Origin of the sequence: Chitinophaga alhagiae (genome assembly GCF_003568665.1) — a bacterium.
Classification (GTDB): domain Bacteria; phylum Bacteroidota; class Bacteroidia; order Chitinophagales; family Chitinophagaceae; genus Chitinophaga; species Chitinophaga alhagiae.
Genome location: NZ_QXMH01000002.1, coordinates 286,101 through 305,006, shown reverse-complemented (window position 1 = coordinate 305,006; position 18,906 = coordinate 286,101). Strand labels below are relative to the sequence as shown.

Genomic DNA, 18,906 nt, shown 5'->3' with positions numbered 1-18,906 from the left:
CACCAGGGCAGCTTTTCCTGTATCGTTAAAAAAAACTATTCAGCAGCTTTTTCTTCAGTTGCGGGTGCTTCAGCAGCGGGAGCGGCAGGTTCTGCGGCTTTCTCATCTGCTTTCTTTTTAGCGCCACCGGCACGACGGGTTTTCTTGGCCGGTGCTTTTTCAGCCTCGGCAGATTTACCGTATATTTCGTTAAAGTCAACCAGTTCGATCAGGGCTACTTCCGCGTTGTCACCGATCCTCTTACCGAGTTTGATGATGCGGGTGTAACCGCCGGGGCGATTGGCGATTTTTTCGCTGATAGTGCCAAACAGTTCTGTGATGGCTTCTTTATCCTGCAGGTAGCTGAAAACAATACGACGGTTGTGGGTGCTGTCGGTTTTAGCGCGGGTCAGCATTGGTTCAATGTAAACGCGCAGCGCTTTTGCTTTCGCTAAGGTGGTTTGAATACGTTTGTGGCTGATCAGCTCGCAAGCGAGGTTGCTCATCAGCGCTTTACGGTGAGCGGAAGTACGGCTCAGCCTGTTCAATTTTACTCCGTGACGCATGACTTTTGTTTGTTTGTGTTCCCTTATACCGTGTCAGGAATTATAAGGTACTTGTTATAAAATACAAATCACGGATGCCTTCCGGTTCCGTGATTTGTGTTATACGAATACTATTCTTCGTCCAGTTTCAGTTTGGACAGGTCCATACCGAAGTGCAGGCCTCTTTCGCCCAGTACCTGTTCGATCTCGCTGAGGGATTTCTGGCCGAAGTTCCTGAACTTCATCAGTTCTTCCTGTTCGTACTGTACCAGTTCGCTCAGGGAGTTGATCTTGGCGGCTTTCAGACAGTTGAACGCGCGAACGCTCAGGTCCAGGTCTTCCAGCGGCGTTTTCAGGATCTTGCGGAGCTGCAGGGTCTGTTCGTCCACTACATCTTCCTTCTCAGTGTCTTTGGTATCGAAGCTGATGTTTTCATCGGTGATGATCATCAGGTGTTGGATCAGGATGCGGGAAGCCTGTTTAACGGCTTCTTCCGGGTGGATGGTACCATCAGTGATCACTTCCATGATCAGCTTTTCGTAGTCCGTTTTTTGTTCCACACGGGTGTTCTCGATGCTGTATTTCACGTTTTTGATAGGCGTGAATACAGAGTCGATTGCGATGTAACCAAAGATTGCATCTTTGGGCCTGTTCTCTTCAGCCGGTACGTAACCGCGGCCTTTGCCGATGGTCAGTTCAATGTCCAGCTTGGCAGAAGGGTCCAGGGTGCAGATCAGCAGCTCGGGGTTCATGATCTGGAAAGAATTGGTGGCTTTCTCGATCATGTCCGCACGGAACTCGGTTTTGCCTTTGATGGAGATCTGGATCTTTTCGCTGCCTACTTCGTTCTCAACGATCTTTTTGAAACGGACCTGTTTCAGGTTGAGGATGATTTCGGTAACGTCTTCCGTGATCCCTTTCAGGGTGGCAAACTCGTGATCAGCTCCTTCAATCTTGATTCCCACAATGGCATAGCCCTCCAATGAAGACAACAGTACACGGCGGAGCGCATTCCCGATTGTCACACCATAACCCGGTTCTAACGGACGGAATTCGAATTGAGCTTCAAAGTCCGTAGACTTCTGCAAAACGATCTTGTCAGGCTTTTGGAAATTAAGAATTGCCATTGATATGCTTGATTTATGAGTTTTAACTTATGTTATACGGCTATAGCCACCGGCTGGTGGCTATAACTTATTACTTGGAGTACAATTCTACGATCAGTTGTTCCTTGATGTTCTCGGGAACGCTTTCTCTCTCCGGATACGCAATGAATGTACCTTTCAGGTCTTTCTCATTCCAGTCCAGCCAGCTGAATTTCGGGTTTTTACCGCGAATAGCGCTGGTGAGGGCGGTGTTGCCGGCGGCTTTATCTTTCAGGCCAACCACGTCACCAGGTTTCAACTGGTAAGAGGGTACGTTCACTACCACACCGTTCACGGTTACATGTTTGTGTGAAACAAGCTGGCGTGCAGCGGGACGGGAGGGGGCAATACCCATGCGGAACACGGTATTGTCCAGGCGGGCTTCCAGCAGTTTGATCAATACCTCACCGGTAACGCCTTTTCTGCGGTTGGCTTCTTCAAACAGGTTACGGAATTGTTTTTCGAGCACGCCGTAAGTGTATTTTGCCTTTTGTTTCTCTCTCAGCTGCAATGCATACTCGCCCAGTTGCTTACGTTTGCGCTGTGCGCCGTGTTGGCCGGGAGGGTTGCTGTTCTTGCCTAAATACTTGCCATTGCCTAAAATAGGCTCTCCAAAAATCCTGGAGATCTTGGTCTTTGGTCCTGTGTACCTTGCCATGTTTTGTTGTTCAGATTTTTTAGTTACGGTGCAAGCTCATTTAAAAAATCTTAAAACCCGATCTTGCACCCACTGTGATAAATAAATATACAAATAAAAATTACGAATTACGAACCGCGCATTACGTTCATGATCTTGACCCGTAATTCGCTATTCGTAATTCGCAACAGAATATGCTATACCCTTCTCTTCTTGGGAGGACGGCAGCCGTTGTGGGGCAGCGGGGTCACATCCTTGATGAGGGTTACCTCAATACCGGAGTTAGAGATAGCACGGATAGCGCTCTCACGACCGGCACCGGGGCCTTTTACAAATACGTCCGCTCTCTTCAAACCGGCGTCAAAGGCGGTTTTGGCAGCATCGGAAGCAGCAAGCTGGGCAGCATACGGGGTGTTCTTTTTAGAACCCTTGAAACCCATTTTACCGGCAGAAGACCAGGAGATCACCTGACCCTGTTTGTTGGTAATGCTTACAATGATGTTGTTGAAACTTGCAGAGATATGTACATCCCCGAAGTTATCCACCTTTACTACCCTCTTTTTAGCGGCAGCTTTTGTATTAGTTGCTTTTGCCATAATTCGTTATAATTCCAACGATGAAATTCCAAATCCCTGTTTATATAAAAACCCTTTATGCCGCCAGCTCCCGGACTTGGAAAAAGGGACACCGGCCAAGGGATCTTACTATTTTTTCGGTGCCTTCTTTTTACCAGCAACGGTTTTACGTTTACCTTTCCTGGTGCGGCTGTTGGTACGGGTACGCTGACCTCTAACCGGCAGACCTTTCCTGTGACGCAGCCCACGGTAGCAGGCAATATCCAGCAAACGCTTGATGTTCATCTGCACCTCAGAACGCAGCTGACCTTCTACCTTCAGCTCCTGGAGAATGATGTTACGGATGGCAGATTGCTCATCATCGTTCCAATCCTTCACTTTCTTGTTAAAATCAATGCCTGCTTTGCTCAGGATATACTGGGCGGTAGAGTGGCCAATACCATAGATATAGGTCAGGCCAATTTCGCCTCTTTTGTTTTTAGGAAGATCAATACCGGCTATACGTGCCATATTAATTGTTTAATTTATAGTTCGTTTAAATGTATACAGATGCTGATTAACCCTGACGTTGTTTAAAACGGGGATTTTTCTTGTTGATCACCAGCAATTTGCCTTTGCGGCGAACGATCTTGCAGTCTGCACTTCTTTTCTTGATGGAAGCTCTTACTTTCATGAGTCAATTGTTATAAATCTACCAGTTGTTACTATTTGTACCTGAAAATTATACGACCCCTGCTCAAATCGTAAGGGCTCATCTCAACGCCAACTTTATCACCCGGCAGGATGCGGATATAGTGCATTCTCATTTTGCCAGAAATGGTAGCCAGAATCTCATGTCCATTCTCCAGTTTTACCCGGAACATCGCATTAGATAAGGCTTCGAGAATAATACCATCCTGTTTAATGAGTGCCTGTTTCGCCATAAAAATTTTTAGGAATGCAAAGATACCACAAAAGTTTCTTAAACCGAAAAAAATACCGGAAATAATTAATGAAAAAGCCGCGTTATGTGGATAACTTTTAAAAAATATCGTAATATCTCTCTAAAGCTACTCTATATCAATTAATTATATAGTTTTAAATGCTATAATACCTTTTAGGGAATACCGCCTTCAACGGCGGCCAAACGCTCAAAAAGCAAGCAAAGATACAGATTTGAAACCAGATTACACAGTGCCTCAGGCGCTGATATAAGCAGAATTCAATGCCGGGTTCTGTTTTTCAGCGGCCTCAATGTGCTCAAAAGTAGACAGTACATCGGCCTTCCCTTTCATAACGGCCACGGTATGTTCGTAGTGAACAGACACCTTGCGGTCCCGCGTCACCACCGTCCAGCCGTCTTCCAGGTATTCTACCTCCCTGGTGCCCAGGTTCACCATCGGCTCAATGGCAATCACCAGCCCTTCTTTCAGCACCGCGCCGCTTCCCCGGCGGCCGTAGTTAGGCACCTGCGGGTCTTCATGCAGGTTGCGGCCCAGGCCATGGCCTACCAGCTCCCGTACTACGCCGTAGCTCCGCTCCTTCTCCACGTATTCCTGTATGGCATATGCAATATCACCCACCCGGTTGCCCGCCACCGCTTTCTCGATCCCCCTGGCCAGGGCGGCTTTAGTAGCGGCCATCAGCTTCTGCACATGGGGCGGCACCTCGCCTACGGCAAATGTATAGGCACTGTCTCCATGAAAACCGTTGCTGTACACTCCCACGTCTACAGACACTACATCACCTTCCTTTATAATATGACCGTTGGGAATGCCGTGTACCACGGCCTCATTTACGGAAATGCAGCAGGTATTCGGGAAACCCTTGTAGTTTTTGAACGAAGGCACCGCGCCATGGTCACGGATGAATTGCTCCGCAATGGCGTCTACCTCCAGCGTACTCATGCCCGGTTTCAGCCTTGCGGCCACTTCTGCCAGCGTTGCGCTTACCAGCTGGGCACTTTGGCGGATCAGTTCTATTTCTTCTTTTGTCTTATAATGGATCATAACACGCGAAATTATGGAATTATTATGATTTGTACCCTTCAAAACAGCCGGAAGCGGGCCACTGTTCAATATGCGGGCTATAAAAAAACCACCGGGAGTTTTAATGCTCCCGGTGGCTGTTATATGTGTTGTTCGTTTGTTCCGATGGATCAGGCATTGGCCGGCGAGGTCCTGCCCTTGATGCGGCCGGAGCTCATCAGGCCATCGTAGTGGCGCATGAGCAACTGGCTTTCTATCTGCTGCAGGGTATCCAGGATAACGCCTACCATGATCAGCAGGGAGGTACCACCAAAGAAGGTGGCAAACAGGCTGTTGATGTTAGCGGCGGCGGCGATGCCGGGGAGGATACCTACCAGTGCCAGGAAGAAGGCGCCAGGCAGGGTGATACGGTCCATTACCGCGCCAATGTAATCTGCGGTGGCCTTGCCGGGTTTTACACCGGGAATGAAACCGTTGTTACGTTTCATTTCATCCGCCATTTGCGTGGGGTTGAAAATAAGCGCCGTATAGAAGAAGGTAAACACCACTACCAGCACTGCATAGATCACGTTATACCAGGGATTGGTATGGTCGCTGAATATGCGGATGAATGCGGAGGCGTTGTCTGACGTGGCAAAGCCGATGGCGGTTGCCGGGATGAACATGATGGCCTGGGCAAAGATGATGGGCATTACGCCGGCAGCGTTCACCTTGAGGGGAATGAACTGGCGCACCCCGCCATATTGTTTGTTGCCTACAATGCGTTTGGCATAGTTCACCGGTATTTTGCGGGTACCTTGCACCAGCAGGATGAGGCCTACGGTGATCAGGATGAACATGGCTATTTCTATCAGGAACAGCAGCAGGCCACCGCCGGAGCCGGTTGTTTTCAGAGACAGCTCCTGCAGGAGCGCCTCGGGCAGGCGGGCCAGGATGCCCATCATGATGATGATGGAAGTACCGTTACCAATACCTTTATCCGTGATCTTTTCACCGAGCCACATGATGAACAGCGTACCTGCGGTGAGCACCACGGTGGTAGACAGCCAGAACAGGAAGGTGCCGTATTCCGGAATGAGGGCGCCGCCGGACTGCGTTCTCAGGTAAGCTACATATGCGCTGGCCTGGAAAGCCGTTACCACAACGGTCAGCAGGCGGGTATACTGGTTAATTTTTTTCCTTCCGCTGTCACCTTCTTTCTGCAGTTTCTGGAAATGAGGCACTGCTATGGTGAGCAACTGGATGGCGATGGACGCCGAGATATAGGGCATGATGCCGAGGGCAAAGATGGACGCCCGGGAGAAAGACCCGCCGGCAAACATATTAAAGAGCCCAAGGATACCTTTCTGGGAAGTCTCGGAGAATTTGGCCAGCTCGTTCGGATCGAGACCGGGAAGGGTGATATAGGAACCCACACGGTATACCAGTACCAGGAGCAAGGTGGTGAGGATGCGTTTACGCAGGTCCTCTATGCTCCAGATGTTCTTTATGGTTTCGATAAATTTCTTCACAGGAAGATAAGAGTTTAATAACGCGTGTTAAATTCGAAAAGACGCACTACTCCGTAGGCGCCTTCTCTATCGTAATTTTCTTAAACCAGCTCAACTGATCCGCCGGCAGCTTCAACGGCAGACTTGGCTTTCTCGCTGATCGCGTTCACTTTCAGCGTTACTTTGCTTTTCAGTTCCCCCTGGCCGAGTACTTTTACTTTCGCAGTTTTGCTGATCAGGCCGTTCATGTACAGGTTCTCGAGAGAAAATTCCTGCAGGCCGTATTTTTCAACAATCTGTTCCAGTTCGCCAATGTTGAATACTTTGTATTCGGTGCGGGTGATGGGAATAAAACCACGTTTGGGCAGACGGCGCTGGATGGGCATCTGGCCACCTTCATGACCTCTTTTGCTGGAGTAGCCGGTGTTGGACTGGGCACCTTTGTTACCTTTTGTAGAGGTACCGCCTTTACCGGAAGCCTCACCGCGGCCTAAACGTTTTTCTTTATGTACTGCGCCTTTTGCGGGCCTTAAGTTCTGTAAGCTCATAATTAATTGTTTTACTTACGCGGAAATCAACCGCTCGCTTTTACAATGATAGTTCAAAAAAACAAGAAGCCAAATGTAAAAATGAAAATTTTACATTATGCATTCACTTGCTCAACCTTTACCAGGTGGTTTACGGCGCGAACCATGCCAAGGATCTGGGGAGTAGCTTCCACTTCTACAGTGTTGTTCAGCTTCTTCAGCCCGAGAGCCTTCAGCGTCAGTTTCTGACGTTCGGGACGGTCAATACCGCTTTTAACCTGGGTGATCTTAATCTTTGCCATTTTATTTAAATATTTCCAATTAAAGTGACCGGTGCATCATCTCCCTGAAGGAGCGTGCCAGGTGTTGGAACCTTATGCTTAACCGTTGAATACTTTCTTCAGGGACACGCTGCGCTGTTTTGCGATAGCCATCGGCTCGCGCAACAGGGCCAGTGCCTTGAAGGTGGCTTTTACCACGTTGTGGGGGTTAGCGGAACCCAGGGATTTTGCCAGAACGTCCGTAATACCGGCGCTTTCCAGTACGGCACGCATAGAGCCGCCCGCAATCACACCGGTACCGTGAGCGGCCGGTTTGATCAGCACTTTCGCAGCACCTTCCTTGGCCAGCTGGTCATGAGGAATAGTACCGTGATGTATCGGGACCTTGATCAGGTTCTTCTTAGCGTCATCTATCCCTTTGGTGATCGCTTCCTGCACTTCCTTGGCTTTACCAAGGCCGTGACCTACCACGCCATTCTCGTTACCTACCACCACCAGCGCGGAGAAACTGAAAGTACGGCCGCCTTTGGTAGTTTTGGTAACCCTGTTAATAGCTACAACCTTTTCTTTCAGTTCCAGATCGCCAGCTTTTACTTTATTGAATGAATTCTTTGCCATTTTTATTTAATAAGAATTACGATATCAGATTGTTTTAACTCCTGGTCCTTCAGATTAGAATTGCAGGCCTCCTTCACGCGCTCCGTCACCAACTGACTTCACACGGCCATGGTAGAGGTAACCACTTCTGTCGAACACGCAGGTAGTGATACCCAGCGCAGTAGCTTTGGCAGCCAGCGCAGCGCCTACCAGTTTGGATTTCTCGGTTTTCGGAACGCTCTGGGAAGCAATGGCTTTATCGAGAGATGAAGCGGATGCCAGGGTAGTACCGTTGGTATCGTCAATCAGTTGCACATAAATTTCAGCGTTGCTGCGGAAAACAGCCAGTCTCGGTTTTTGTGCAGTACCGCTGATCTTTTTACGGATCCTGTAGCGGATGTTCTGTCTCCTGTTTGTTTTTGTGATGCTCATTACTCAGTGTATTTGCAGCCCCGATGCTGCCGGAGCTGATTGTTCAGTAAAGACCGTCTTTTGCCGGTCTTTACTTGTATAAGTTTTAATAATTCGGTTTCTGCCGGCTGCCTTATGCAGCACGGCGCATCAGGTCATTACTTGCCGGCAGATTTACCTGCTTTCTTGCGAACAACCTCATCGCTGTAGCGAACACCTTTACCTTTATACGGCTCGGGTTTGCGCAGGCTGCGGATCTTGGCGGCAACCTGGCCCAGCAGCTGGTTGTCCGTACCTTCCAGCATGATCTTCGGGTTCTGGCCCTTTTCAGTGAGGGTAGACACCTTCAGTTCCTTGGGAACTTCGAAGATAATGTTGTGGGAATAGCCCAAAGATAAGTCCAGCAACTGACCTGCGTTCGCAGCTTTGTAACCTACACCTACCAGCTCCAGCTGTTTTTTGAAACCGTCCGTTACGCCGGTCACCATGTTGGCGATCAGTGCGCGGTACAGCCCGTGCAGGGAACGGTGGCGGATCTGGTCTGTGGGGCGGGTGATCAGGATCTCTCCGTCTTTCACTTCCACTTTAATATCGCGGTCAACGGCCTGTTTCAGTTCGCCTTTAGGGCCTTTTACCGTGATCTCGTTAGCAGCGGAAACGTTTACTGTTACACCGCTGGCCAATTTAATAGGACTTCTGCCTATACGTGACATAATCAGTCAGTTTATTGTTGTTGTGAACCGGCATTCCGTGTTCAGCCCGTATAGAAGGCTTAATTGTCAGATATGCCGTTAGTCCCGCCCTGTTTGCACAAAGCGGGACCGGAATATATTAATATACGTAGCAAACTACTTCGCCACCTACGTTTTGCACTTTCGCTTCCTTGTCGGTCATTACACCTTTGGAAGTAGAGATGATAGCAATGCCCAGGCCGTTCTTGATACGGGTAAAGTCACCGGGCTTGGAATACTGGCGCAGACCGGGACGGGAGATCCTTTGCAGGTCCTGGATGGCAGGTACCTTGGTTTGCGGGTCGTATTTCAAGGCTATCTTGATAAGGCCCTGTTTGTTGTCTTCTTCGAATTTGTACTTCAGGATGTACCCTTTGTCGTACAGAATTTCGGTAATACGTTTCTTCAGTTTTGAAGCCGGAATTTCCACGATCCTGTGATTCGCCATCTGGGCATTGCGGATGCGTGTTAAAAAATCTGCTATTGGATCAGTAACCATTGTTCTAATAAAAGTTTACAAATGTGTTCACAATGCGATATCCAATCGATATAGAAAGGAATCTGAATGTCTGTTCTGCTGGTAACCTTGTATTACCAGCTTGCTTTTCTTACACCAGGGATCTTACCTGCCAGCGCCATGTCGCGGAACATGTTACGGCAGATGCCGAACTGACGGATATAGCCTTTGGGGCGACCTGACAGTTGACACCGGTTGTGCAGGCGAACGGGAGAAGCGTTCTTGGGCAGTTTGTCCAGTTCAGCATAGTTGCCTTCTGCTTTGAGGGCAGCGCGTTTCTCTGCAAACTTGGCCACCAGGGCTTCTCTCTTTCTTTGTCTGGCTTTTACGGATTCTTTTGCCATATTATATTATTGATTGTCTTTTTTGATGTTCTTGAACGGCATGCCCAGTTCTTTCAGCAGCTCGTAAGCTTCTTCGTTGGTTTGGGCAGTGGTCACGAAAGTGATGTCCATACCGGTGATCTTGTTCACCTTGTCGATATCGATCTCGGGGAAGATGATCTGTTCGGTAACGCCCATGGTATAGTTACCGCGGCCGTCGAAAGACTTTTCGCTCACACCTTTGAAGTCACGTACGCGGGGCAGGGATACAGCGATCAGCCTGTCCAGGAACTCGTACATATTTACGCCGCGCAGGGTAACACGTGCGCCAATGGGCATGTGTTTACGCAGTTTAAAGTTGGAGATGTCCTTTTTAGACAAAGTAGCAATAGCTTTCTGACCGGCGATGCGGGTCATTTCGTCTACTGCGATATCTACCAACTTTTTGTCACCTACCGCACCGTTAATGCCCTGGTTCAGGCAGATCTTGGTGAGGCGGGGAACCTGCATCACGCTTTTGTAGTTGAATTTCTTATGCAAAGCAGACACCACTTCACTACGATATTTTGTCTGCAGCCTGGGTTGATATGATGTGTTTGCCATTATTTAATTACCTCCCCTGATTTTTTAGCGATACGAACTACTTTACCGTTTTCCCTTTGGCGAGCCACACGGGTGGGCTTGCCAGCCTTAGCATCCCACAACATTACGTTGGAAATAGCGATAGGCGCTTCCTGCTTAACAATACCGCCTTTGGTATTCTGGGCAGAAGGTTTGGTGTGTTTGGTGATGATGTTCACACCCTCTACCAGCACACGAGCTTTGTCGGTAATCACCTCCAACACCTTGCGGGGTTTGGTCCGGTCCTTGTCGTCACCGGTAACTACCACAACCAGGTCGCCTTTCTTAATGTTGAACTTAGGCTTAAATCTAGTTTTCATTCTGTTTGTTTATTTAAACGCCAAGCGAAACACTGGCTTCGCTTGATTAATATTTATGTCGTTTTTAAAACGGGCTGCAAAGATATGCAAAGATTTCGGATCCTGGATTCCAGCCTTCAGATAAAGGTATTTTCAATACATATACCCTTAATTAATAATCGCTTGAATCCTAAACCCGAAATCCTTATACCGACTCCTTAAAGCACCTCGGGCGCCAGGGAGATGATCTTCATATATCCTTTGTCACGAAGCTCACGGGCAACCGGACCGAAAATACGGGTACCGCGGGGCTCGTCGGAGTTGTTCAGCAATACAACGGCATTGTCGTCGAAGCGGATGTAAGAACCGTCGCGGCGGCGCAGTTTCTTTTTGGTCCTTACAATAACAGCTTTGGTTACGGTGCCTTTTTTCATACCGCCACCGGGGATGGCGTCTTTTACCGTTACTACAATCTTGTCACCTACTCCTGCATAGTCCTGGCCGGAGTTGCCGAGCACGCGGATGCAGAGCACTTCCTTGGCACCACTGTTATCAGCTACGTTCAGCCTTGATTCTTGTTGTATCATCGTAATACGTTTGTTAATTGTTTTAGCAGCGGCTGCAAGTTTGCAGTAAAACCGGCAGCTTGAAACAAATGATTAATTACTTTACTTTTTCGATCACTTCCACCATGCGCCAGCATTTGTTTTTGCTCAGCGGGCGTGTTTCCATGATCCGTACGGTATCACCAATGCTGCACTCGTTCTTTTCATCGTGTGCCATGAACTTGGTGGTCTTCTTTACGAACTTACCATAGATCGGGTGTTTCACTTTACGTTCAACGCTCACGGTTACGGTCTTATCCATTTTATTGCTGGATACTACGCCGATCCTGGTTTTTCTTAATTTTCTTTCGGTCATTTTGAAAGTTATTTTACCTCCAAACCGCTGTTACGCGGCTATAAATTTGTTAATTGTTTTGCTGGTCAATAGCTATCACTATTCCTGGCCCTGATTGGGACTAGAAGCCCAATTCTCTTCTACGGATCTCCGTCTGGATGCGGGCAATCTCCCTTCTCATGAAGCGGATGCTCATGGGATTTTCGATGGGTGTTACCGCATGGCTGAACGCAACCTTTTTCAGGCGCAGGGACTCTTCAGACAGTTTCTCCTTCAGGTCCTGGTCACTCAGGCTTTTCAGATCCAGTTTTGCTTTAGGCATTGTATTAAATTTTGTTTCTGGTTATCAGGTTTGTTTAAAAGGGACCCGTTGCGATTAGGCAACAAAGTCACGGCGCACTACAAATTTCACCTTGATCGGCAGTTTTTGCGCGGCCAGCTCCATAGCTTCTTTTGCTACCTGCAGCGGCACGCCGTCTGCTTCGAACAGGATGCGACCGGGCTTTACAACGGCCGCCCAATGGTCTGGAGCACCTTTACCTTTACCCATCCTCACTTCCAGCGGCTTGGCGGTGATCGGCTTGTCGGGGAAAATACGGATCCACACGTTACCTTCACGCTTCATATGCCTGGTCAGAGCGACACGCGCAGCTTCTATCTGGCGGTCTGTGATCCACTTAGGTTCCAATGCTTTGAGGCCGAATGAACCGAAAGAAAGGGCTGCGCCCCTCTTAGCGTTACCTTTGATGCGGCCTTTGTGCATCTTCCTGTGTTTCGTTCTCTTGGGCTGTAACATCGTTTATGTTGTTAAAAAGTTGTTTAAATGATATTTCTAACGGCTGAGTGAATTATTTGCGGGGACCACGGTCTCCACCACCTCTTCTCTCTCCGCCACCGCGGTTATCCCTTCTGTCACCGCCACGGCCGCCACGGTCTCCACCGCGGTGGTGATCGCCACCCATACGGCCTTCGCCTTCCTTACCGGAAACTGCGTTCGGGTTCAGATCGCGTTTACCCAGCACTTCACCTTTACAGATCCACACTTTGATGCCGATCTTGCCGTAAACGGTCAGCGCGAACAGGGAAGCGTAGTCTATATCCATGCGGTAAGTGTGCAGGGGCACACGGCCTTGTTTCATTTCTTCGGAACGGGCAATTTCAGCGCCGCCCAAACGGCCGCCTACTTTCACCTTGATACCTTCTGCACCCATGCGCAGCGCGGTAGCAATCGCCATTTTGATGGCGCGTTTATAGTTGATGCGGCTTTCGATCTGTTTAGCAATCGTTTCAGCAACAATGGTGGCATCTATTTCAGGGCGGCGGATCTCCAGGATGTTGATCTGCACGTCTTCTTTCCCTGTCAGCTTCTTCAGCTCTTCCTTGATGCGATCCACTTCGTTACCGCCTTTACCTATGATGATACCAGGTTTAGAGGTATGAATGGTGATGATGAGCTTACCCAGCGTGCGCTCGATCACTACGCGGGAAATACCGCCTTTGTTGATACGGGCATTCAGGTAAGTCCTGATCTTGTTATCTTCGATCAGCTTGGTAGCATAATCTTTTTTGCTGCCATACCAATTAGAGTCCCATCCTCTGATGATACCTAACCTGTTACCAATAGGATTTGTTTTCTGACCCATGTTCTGGTTTTATTTGTCTATGAGTTTAAATATATATTTTCCTACAGTTTGCCAATTATTGGGCGGCGCGGCCGTCTACAACAATAGTTACGTGATTGCTTCTCTTGCGGATACGGTAACCACGGCCTTGCGGCGCGGGGCGCATCCTTTTGAGCACGCGGCCACCGTCTACAAAAACGGTTTTCACGAACAGGTTGGCATCTTCTACCCTGGCGCCTTCGTTCTTCACTTTCCAGTTAGCCACAGCGGAGAGCAACAGTTTCTCCAGCGGGGTGCTCGGGTGTTTGGGATGGAATTTCAAAATATTCAAAGCTTTCTCTACATCCAGACCACGGATCAGGTCTGCCAGCAAACGCATTTTGCGGGTAGATGTAGGATTATTGTTCAGCTTAGCTACTGCTTCCATTGTTATTGATTTCTGTGTTATATTAGTTTCTTGTTTCAGCTTCCGGTCATGCTGTTTCCATCGCCTTTCTGTTGTTCTCTTTACCGGAACCGAAAACGGGAAACTTCAAACCGTTACTACATTTTCTTGTTAGCGTGCCCTTTAAAGTTGCGGGTAGGTGCAAATTCACCCAGCTTATGACCCACCATAAACTCGGTTACGTACACCGGGATGAACTTGTTACCGTTGTGAACGGCAAAAGTGTGGCCCACAAAGTCCGGAGTGATGGTAGAACGACGGCTCCAGGTTTTGATAACCGTACGCTTGGTGCCTTCATTCTGCTTTACTACCTTCTTCTCTAATTTAAAGTCTACGTAAGGACCTTTTTTAATGGAACGACCCATGTTATTCTTTATTTAAGATTTCAACCCCGGCCCTTACCGGGATTGAAACTTGTTAAGCGTGATTATAATTTCTTACCGTTTTTGCGGCTGATGATCAGTTTATCAGAGCTCTTATGCGGTTTCCTGGTTTTCAGGCCTTTCGCATATTTACCTGTTCTGGACCTCGGGTGACCGCCTGAAGATTTACCTTCACCACCCCCCATCGGGTGATCTACAGGGTTCATGGCAACACCACGGTTACGCGGCTTGATACCTCTCCAACGGTTGGCACCGGCTTTACCGATGGACTGCAGCGCATGGTCTGAGTTAGACACTGTACCTACGGTGGCAGCGCAGGTGCTCAGCACTTTACGCAGCTCGCCGGAAGGCATTTTCAGCACGGCATATTTTTCTTCCTTGTTGCTCAGCTGGGCGTAGGTACCTGCACTGCGTGCAATGGCGCCGCCTTTACCGGGCTGCAGCTCAATGTTGTGTACCACAGTACCCAGGGGCATGTTTTTCAGCGGCAGGGCATTACCCAGTTCAGGGGCAACGTCTGCTCCGCTTACCACGGTAGCGCCTACCTGCAGGCCCTGGGGGGCCAGGATGTAGCGCTTTTCACCGTCTGCATAATGCAGCAGGGCGATGAACGCGGTACGGTTCGGATCGTATTCAATTGACTTTACGGTTGCAGGTACATTGGCCTTATCGCGCTTGAAGTCAACGATACGGTATTGTTTTTTGTGCCCGCCACCGATGTAACGCATGGACCTTCTGCCCTGTGCGTTCCTACCGCCGGTACGTTTTGCGGGAGCCAGCAGGCTCTTCTCGGGAGTGTCGGTAGTCAGCTCTGCAAATGCATTGCCTATTTTCCAACGGGTACCGGCTGTAATCGGTTTGTACTTTTTCAGTGCCATTTTCTACTTAATTCAATGATTTAATAGACTATTTATAGTTGATCTGTATATACATCCAGGTTAGCGGCTTACGCCGTTAACGGCACTGGTATATTATATGTTAGCATACAGATCTATGGATTCTCCTTCTGCCAGCGTTACCACTGCTTTCTTGTAAGAAGGCTTGCGGCCGGAAATAAAGCCGGCTTTGGTAAAGCGGGTCTTGTTCTTACCGGGCATCACCAGGGTGTTCACTTCGGCAACCGTTACGCCGTAGAAATCTTCCACTGCTTTTTTGATCTCCAGTTTGTTGGCTTTTTTGTCAACAATGAAGTAAAAGCGGTTGAACTTTTCGGTAGCCTTGTTCACTTTCTCAGAGATCACCGGTTTGATTAAAACATCAGACAGTTTCATCAGTTCTTATTTTTTGTGCCTGTACCCGATATTCCATCAGGCGCGGCGCTTGTTTACTGAATTTTATTATGCTTCCACTACGTCAGCCGGCTCTTCTGTGAAGATCTTGGCTGCGCTCTCCGTGATTACCAGGTAGTTGCTGTTCATGATGTCGTAGGTGTTCACGTCGCTCAGCACGGTGCTGCCCACAGTGGGGATGTTGCGCAGTGACAGGTATACGTTATCATTATACTCCGGCAGTACCACCAGGGTCTTTTTACCGGCTACGTTGATATTCAGGGCTTTAAGGACCGCTTCGAACTGTTTGGTCTTGGGCGCCTCAAAGTTGATGTCTTCCACCACGATGATGGCGTTCTCTTTCGCCTTTACAGACAGCGCGGAGATCTTGGCCACATCTTTCACCTTGCGGTTCAGCTTGATGTCATAACCATGCGGTTTGGGACCGAAAATGGTACCACCGCCTTTATACAACGGGTTACGGATGTTACCTTTACGGGAACCGCCGGTGCCTTTTTGTTTGTGGAGCTTGCGGGAAGCACCTTTTACTTCAGCACGGGTCTTCACCTTGTGCGTACCCTGGCGCTGTGCAGCCAGGTATTGTTTTACAGCCAGGTAAATTGTGTGATTGTTCGGCTCAACACCAAAGATCTCTTCAGGAAGCTCAATGGTCCTGCCGGTCTTCTTACCTTCTATATTTAAAATATCTAGTTGCATATTACTTCTGGATTAAAACGATTGAACCAATGTGGCCGGGAACGGAACCACTTACCAGGATATAATTCTTTTCAGGGAAGATCTTCACGATTTTCAGCCCTTTCACTTTCACTCTTTCGTTGCCCATCTGGCCTGCCATGCGCATACCCTTGAAAACGCGGGAAGGATAAGAAGAACCACCAACGGAACCGGGCGCTCTCTGACGGTCGTGCTGACCATGGGACGCTTCGCCCACACCGCTGAAACCATGACGTTTTACAACGCCCTGGAAACCCTTGCCTTTAGAGGTACCCACAACGTCAACAGTTTCACCTTCGGTGAAAATGTCTACAGTAATGGACTCACCGAGGGCCTTAGCCACGGCTGCGTCAGGGTTGCGGAATTCTTTTACGTAACGTTTAGGGGAGGTCTGAGCTTTCGCGAAGTGATTTTTCTCTGCTTTGGGAGTGTTCTTTTCCTTTTTCTCACCAAAAGCTACCTGAACGGCGTCGTACCCGTCGGTGAGTTGGGATTTCACCTGGGTAACCACGTTTGGACCGGCTTCGATAATGGTAACGGCAGTTTGTTTGCCATTGGCCTCGAAGATGCTGGTCATGCCAATCTTTTTACCAATAATACCTTTCATGTGTTATATAATTTAGCCCAGCGCCTGAGGGATCTCTAGCTATCCTCAGGATGAGCGGTTTAAATGCTTTATTGGGCGGCCACCCGGAAGGCGTGACCTGGTTTAAATGCTGTTGTCACAAAATACCTCAGGCGGGCCTTGCGCCCACCTTTGCTGAGGTCCTCTCTTAACTACGCTTTAATTTCCACTTCCACACCAGAAGGCAGATCGAGCTTGCTCAGCGCGTCTACGGTCCTGGAAGAAGATGTGTAAATGTCCAACAAACGCTTATGCGTACACAGTTGGAATTGCTCACGCGCTTTTTTGTTCACGTGCGGAGAACGCAGTACCGTAAAGATTTTCTTCTCTGTTGGCAAAGGAATAGGACCTGTTACCACGGCACCGGTGTTACGCACGGTTTTAACGATCTTCTCGGCAGATTTATCTACCAGATTGTGATCGTAGGACTTCAGCTTGATTCTAATTCTCTGAGACATATGCAATGAACTTCTTCTAATTTACCCCTCAATTTGGGAGGGCAAAGGTAAGTGTTTTTTTTATTGCGACAAATATTTCAGGGGTAATATTTCAGGAGATTATTGACTTTTTGCCGCATTTCTGTTAGTTTTATTGGTACAGGGTGATCGCCCGCAAGTTATAAAAAATACCTAACCTTTTTATTCCCAATGTTTTACCGGCTTCCTCCTGCTTGTTTTCCGCACATCCTGCTGCTGGCGCTTTTTTTTGCCGCCGGAAGCCGCGCCGCCGCCCAGGAACCTGCCTCCACCCCGCTTTCGGAGGCGGAAATGCGGGCCGAACTGGCCCGGGAGCTGGAATCCCTCAAAGCGGACGTAATGCCCCAATTCCCCCAGGGTGAAGAATATATGCATGACTGGATAGCGGCCCATCTCAAGATACCCTATGTAGCGCTCCGAAACGATTCAGTTGTAATGGTTTATGTAGACTTCCTGGTAGAACGCACAGGGTACGTCACAGACGTCAAGATCAAACATCCGGGCATCCGGCAGCTGGATAAGGAAGTAGTGACGCTCTTTTCCGGCATGCCCCGCTGGAAACCGGGCCTGCTGAACGGCAAACCGGTAGACCTCCGGATGACCCTCCCCCTGCGGGTAACCATTCCCAACTCCCTCCGCAAACCGGCAGACGTAACCACGCCTTCCGTGAACAGCCTCCCGCAGTTCAATGGAGGCGGGCAGGCCCTCCGGTATTTTGTGAAAAAGACCCTGCAATACCCTAAAGAGGCCAAAGCCGCCGGCGTTGGGGGCGCCGTTACCGTTGAGTTCCTGATACTGGCCAACGGCCGCGTAGGCAACCCCGCCACCGTAGGCCATGTAATTGGCTATGGCCTGGAAGAAGAGGCCATGCGCGTTGTGGAAAAAATGCCGAAATGGATACCGGCCCGGCTGGATGGCAGGGCGGTGGCCTCCAAACACCAGGTGGTGATCAGGTTTGAGCTGCCGGGCAAACAGGGGGAAACGCCGGCAGTGAAGTAACTCCCGGCGCCCAAAACTTCAGCGTAAACCCGAAGCGCCGCCGGCAGGAAAGCAATACGGAATACGGCGCTGCAATCCGGTGCGGCCCTCCGCTGGCCCCGGAGAGCCGGCCCCAAAGAAAAACGGGCCGTTCCCCGCACTGCCGGCGGAAAACAACCCGTTCTCATTTTCAGTTTGTGTATTGATCGACTTAAGAGGGGTTCTCCTGTTATTTGTCCCCTACTTCCCTGATCGTTTGCCGGGCCTTGGCCGAAGGCAGGTAGATCTGGAAGCCGAGGTTAAAGCTCACCCTGTGGGCCGTGGTAGAGCTGCCGAAGCCCACCGTCAGGTCATACTTCACCAGGCCTTCCAAACCAATATTGGGCGTGATGAAATAAGCCAGGCCGGGGCCAATGCCCAGACCAAGACCGTTCGTATTAGTGCTGGCGTCCCCTACCTTGCGGTTCACGCCATTAAAACCGGCGCTTGCTTCAAAGAACCAGCGGGCCTTTTTGTCTATCTCCACCTTTTTGTCTGCCACATAATATCTGCCAAAAGCACCTATACCGTACAGGAAGTCCGTTTGATCGTTACCGGTGGTCAGCCCCAGGTTAACGTCCACGCCAATGGCCACATTGTCTTGTATAAACCAGCCTGCTTTAGGCGTCAGGTTTAAGTTAAATACACTGCCTCCATTCTGGAAGGTACCCCCGATATTGGCAAGTTGCGCGCCTACCATAACATTTCCTTTCTGGGTTTGGGCAAAACCGGTGGCCGCAAAAAAAACTGTGGACATGAGGAGGGTTAAGTAACCAATTTTTCTCATATG

32 protein-coding genes are annotated in these 18,906 nt (G+C 49.2%); 1 reads left to right on the top strand and 31 read right to left on the bottom strand.

The window, feature by feature from the left end:
- Nucleotides 1-35: 35 nt before the first annotated feature.
- The 30 genes from rplQ to rpsJ all read right to left on the bottom strand — a co-directional run bounded on the left by rplQ (nucleotide 36) and on the right by rpsJ (nucleotide 17,081).
- On the bottom strand, nucleotides 36-545 hold the full coding sequence (gene rplQ, locus D3A97_RS12180) for a 50S ribosomal protein L17 (protein WP_119078774.1): 510 nt from the start codon (nucleotides 543-545) through the stop codon (nucleotides 36-38).
- A 110-nt stretch (nucleotides 546-655) separates the two neighbouring features.
- Nucleotides 656-1,651 (bottom strand): DNA-directed RNA polymerase subunit alpha, encoded by a 996-nt coding sequence (locus tag D3A97_RS12175; RefSeq protein WP_119078773.1) that lies wholly within the window; start codon nucleotides 1,649-1,651, stop codon nucleotides 656-658.
- Between the two features lie 70 nt (nucleotides 1,652-1,721).
- Entirely contained in the window at nucleotides 1,722-2,327 is a 606-nt protein-coding gene (gene rpsD / locus D3A97_RS12170; RefSeq protein ID WP_119078772.1) for a 30S ribosomal protein S4, read from the bottom strand.
- A gap of 176 nt (nucleotides 2,328-2,503) precedes the next feature.
- On the bottom strand, nucleotides 2,504-2,902 hold the full coding sequence (gene rpsK, locus D3A97_RS12165) for a 30S ribosomal protein S11 (protein WP_119078771.1): 399 nt from the start codon (nucleotides 2,900-2,902) through the stop codon (nucleotides 2,504-2,506).
- Between the two features lie 108 nt (nucleotides 2,903-3,010).
- Nucleotides 3,011-3,391 carry a 30S ribosomal protein S13 gene (gene rpsM, locus D3A97_RS12160; RefSeq protein ID WP_119078770.1) on the bottom strand — a complete coding sequence of 127 codons (381 nt, stop codon included), beginning with the start codon at nucleotides 3,389-3,391 and terminating at the stop codon, nucleotides 3,011-3,013.
- 46 nt (nucleotides 3,392-3,437) lie between these two features.
- The gene (gene rpmJ / locus D3A97_RS12155; protein WP_072360626.1) at nucleotides 3,438-3,554 is read right to left on the bottom strand and encodes a 50S ribosomal protein L36; all 117 of its coding nucleotides are present in this window, start codon (nucleotides 3,552-3,554) and stop codon (nucleotides 3,438-3,440) included.
- A 31-nt stretch (nucleotides 3,555-3,585) separates the two neighbouring features.
- A complete protein-coding gene (gene infA, locus D3A97_RS12150) occupies nucleotides 3,586-3,804 on the bottom strand; it encodes a translation initiation factor IF-1 (RefSeq protein WP_012789309.1) in 219 nt (72 codons plus the stop codon).
- Between the two features lie 255 nt (nucleotides 3,805-4,059).
- A complete protein-coding gene (gene map, locus D3A97_RS12145) occupies nucleotides 4,060-4,869 on the bottom strand; it encodes a type I methionyl aminopeptidase (RefSeq protein ID WP_119078769.1) in 810 nt (269 codons plus the stop codon).
- 149 nt (nucleotides 4,870-5,018) lie between these two features.
- Complete coding sequence (secY, locus tag D3A97_RS12140; protein ID WP_119078768.1) at nucleotides 5,019-6,359, bottom strand: preprotein translocase subunit SecY; 1,341 nt, start codon at nucleotides 6,357-6,359, stop codon at nucleotides 5,019-5,021.
- Between the two features lie 80 nt (nucleotides 6,360-6,439).
- Nucleotides 6,440-6,886 carry a 50S ribosomal protein L15 gene (rplO, locus tag D3A97_RS12135; RefSeq protein ID WP_119078767.1) on the bottom strand — a complete coding sequence of 149 codons (447 nt, stop codon included), beginning with the start codon at nucleotides 6,884-6,886 and terminating at the stop codon, nucleotides 6,440-6,442.
- 95 nt (nucleotides 6,887-6,981) lie between these two features.
- The gene (gene rpmD, locus D3A97_RS12130) at nucleotides 6,982-7,167 is read right to left on the bottom strand and encodes a 50S ribosomal protein L30 (protein ID WP_119078766.1); all 186 of its coding nucleotides are present in this window, start codon (nucleotides 7,165-7,167) and stop codon (nucleotides 6,982-6,984) included.
- A gap of 78 nt (nucleotides 7,168-7,245) precedes the next feature.
- Complete coding sequence (gene rpsE / locus D3A97_RS12125; RefSeq protein ID WP_119078765.1) at nucleotides 7,246-7,764, bottom strand: 30S ribosomal protein S5; 519 nt, start codon at nucleotides 7,762-7,764, stop codon at nucleotides 7,246-7,248.
- Between the two features lie 54 nt (nucleotides 7,765-7,818).
- The gene (rplR, locus tag D3A97_RS12120) at nucleotides 7,819-8,175 is read right to left on the bottom strand and encodes a 50S ribosomal protein L18 (protein WP_119078764.1); all 357 of its coding nucleotides are present in this window, start codon (nucleotides 8,173-8,175) and stop codon (nucleotides 7,819-7,821) included.
- A 137-nt stretch (nucleotides 8,176-8,312) separates the two neighbouring features.
- Nucleotides 8,313-8,867, bottom strand: a complete 555-nt coding sequence (gene rplF, locus D3A97_RS12115; protein WP_119078763.1) for a 50S ribosomal protein L6 — start codon at nucleotides 8,865-8,867, stop codon at nucleotides 8,313-8,315.
- Nucleotides 8,868-8,985: 118 nt separating this feature from the next.
- Nucleotides 8,986-9,384 carry a 30S ribosomal protein S8 gene (gene rpsH / locus D3A97_RS12110; protein ID WP_119078762.1) on the bottom strand — a complete coding sequence of 133 codons (399 nt, stop codon included), beginning with the start codon at nucleotides 9,382-9,384 and terminating at the stop codon, nucleotides 8,986-8,988.
- Nucleotides 9,385-9,476: 92 nt separating this feature from the next.
- On the bottom strand, nucleotides 9,477-9,746 hold the full coding sequence (gene rpsN, locus D3A97_RS12105; protein ID WP_119078761.1) for a 30S ribosomal protein S14: 270 nt from the start codon (nucleotides 9,744-9,746) through the stop codon (nucleotides 9,477-9,479).
- Nucleotides 9,747-9,752: 6 nt separating this feature from the next.
- A complete protein-coding gene (gene rplE / locus D3A97_RS12100; RefSeq protein ID WP_119078760.1) occupies nucleotides 9,753-10,328 on the bottom strand; it encodes a 50S ribosomal protein L5 in 576 nt (191 codons plus the stop codon).
- Nucleotides 10,328-10,666: a 50S ribosomal protein L24 gene (gene rplX, locus D3A97_RS12095; RefSeq protein ID WP_119078759.1), complete on the bottom strand. Its 339-nt coding sequence runs from the start codon at nucleotides 10,664-10,666 to the stop codon at nucleotides 10,328-10,330. The genes rplE and rplX overlap by 1 nt, the downstream gene beginning before the upstream one ends.
- A gap of 197 nt (nucleotides 10,667-10,863) precedes the next feature.
- The gene (rplN, locus tag D3A97_RS12090) at nucleotides 10,864-11,232 is read right to left on the bottom strand and encodes a 50S ribosomal protein L14 (protein WP_109698268.1); all 369 of its coding nucleotides are present in this window, start codon (nucleotides 11,230-11,232) and stop codon (nucleotides 10,864-10,866) included.
- A gap of 76 nt (nucleotides 11,233-11,308) precedes the next feature.
- Nucleotides 11,309-11,566 (bottom strand): 30S ribosomal protein S17, encoded by a 258-nt coding sequence (rpsQ, locus tag D3A97_RS12085; protein WP_119078758.1) that lies wholly within the window; start codon nucleotides 11,564-11,566, stop codon nucleotides 11,309-11,311.
- 100 nt (nucleotides 11,567-11,666) lie between these two features.
- A complete protein-coding gene (rpmC, locus tag D3A97_RS12080; RefSeq protein ID WP_119078757.1) occupies nucleotides 11,667-11,867 on the bottom strand; it encodes a 50S ribosomal protein L29 in 201 nt (66 codons plus the stop codon).
- A gap of 54 nt (nucleotides 11,868-11,921) precedes the next feature.
- A complete protein-coding gene (gene rplP, locus D3A97_RS12075) occupies nucleotides 11,922-12,341 on the bottom strand; it encodes a 50S ribosomal protein L16 (protein WP_119078756.1) in 420 nt (139 codons plus the stop codon).
- A gap of 52 nt (nucleotides 12,342-12,393) precedes the next feature.
- Nucleotides 12,394-13,188 (bottom strand): 30S ribosomal protein S3, encoded by a 795-nt coding sequence (rpsC, locus tag D3A97_RS12070; RefSeq protein WP_119078755.1) that lies wholly within the window; start codon nucleotides 13,186-13,188, stop codon nucleotides 12,394-12,396.
- Nucleotides 13,189-13,243: 55 nt separating this feature from the next.
- Nucleotides 13,244-13,594: a 50S ribosomal protein L22 gene (rplV, locus tag D3A97_RS12065; RefSeq protein ID WP_119078754.1), complete on the bottom strand. Its 351-nt coding sequence runs from the start codon at nucleotides 13,592-13,594 to the stop codon at nucleotides 13,244-13,246.
- Nucleotides 13,595-13,710: 116 nt separating this feature from the next.
- Entirely contained in the window at nucleotides 13,711-13,977 is a 267-nt protein-coding gene (gene rpsS / locus D3A97_RS12060; RefSeq protein WP_119078753.1) for a 30S ribosomal protein S19, read from the bottom strand.
- A gap of 62 nt (nucleotides 13,978-14,039) precedes the next feature.
- On the bottom strand, nucleotides 14,040-14,873 hold the full coding sequence (gene rplB / locus D3A97_RS12055) for a 50S ribosomal protein L2 (RefSeq protein ID WP_119078752.1): 834 nt from the start codon (nucleotides 14,871-14,873) through the stop codon (nucleotides 14,040-14,042).
- Nucleotides 14,874-14,966: 93 nt separating this feature from the next.
- Nucleotides 14,967-15,266 (bottom strand): 50S ribosomal protein L23, encoded by a 300-nt coding sequence (gene rplW, locus D3A97_RS12050; RefSeq protein WP_119078751.1) that lies wholly within the window; start codon nucleotides 15,264-15,266, stop codon nucleotides 14,967-14,969.
- Between the two features lie 66 nt (nucleotides 15,267-15,332).
- Nucleotides 15,333-15,980 carry a 50S ribosomal protein L4 gene (rplD, locus tag D3A97_RS12045; RefSeq protein WP_119078750.1) on the bottom strand — a complete coding sequence of 216 codons (648 nt, stop codon included), beginning with the start codon at nucleotides 15,978-15,980 and terminating at the stop codon, nucleotides 15,333-15,335.
- Nucleotide 15,981: 1 nt separating this feature from the next.
- On the bottom strand, nucleotides 15,982-16,605 hold the full coding sequence (gene rplC, locus D3A97_RS12040; protein WP_119078749.1) for a 50S ribosomal protein L3: 624 nt from the start codon (nucleotides 16,603-16,605) through the stop codon (nucleotides 15,982-15,984).
- A 170-nt stretch (nucleotides 16,606-16,775) separates the two neighbouring features.
- A complete protein-coding gene (rpsJ, locus tag D3A97_RS12035; protein ID WP_012789286.1) occupies nucleotides 16,776-17,081 on the bottom strand; it encodes a 30S ribosomal protein S10 in 306 nt (101 codons plus the stop codon).
- Nucleotides 17,082-17,270: 189 nt separating this feature from the next.
- Between rpsJ and D3A97_RS12030 the strand changes: the two genes are divergently transcribed.
- On the top strand, nucleotides 17,271-18,098 hold the full coding sequence (locus tag D3A97_RS12030; RefSeq protein ID WP_119078748.1) for an energy transducer TonB: 828 nt from the start codon (nucleotides 17,271-17,273) through the stop codon (nucleotides 18,096-18,098).
- 208 nt (nucleotides 18,099-18,306) lie between these two features.
- Here the strand turns inward: D3A97_RS12030 and D3A97_RS12025 are convergent, their stop codons facing one another.
- Complete coding sequence (locus D3A97_RS12025) at nucleotides 18,307-18,873, bottom strand: hypothetical protein (RefSeq protein ID WP_232825947.1); 567 nt, start codon at nucleotides 18,871-18,873, stop codon at nucleotides 18,307-18,309.
- Nucleotides 18,874-18,906: the final 33 nt, after the last annotated feature.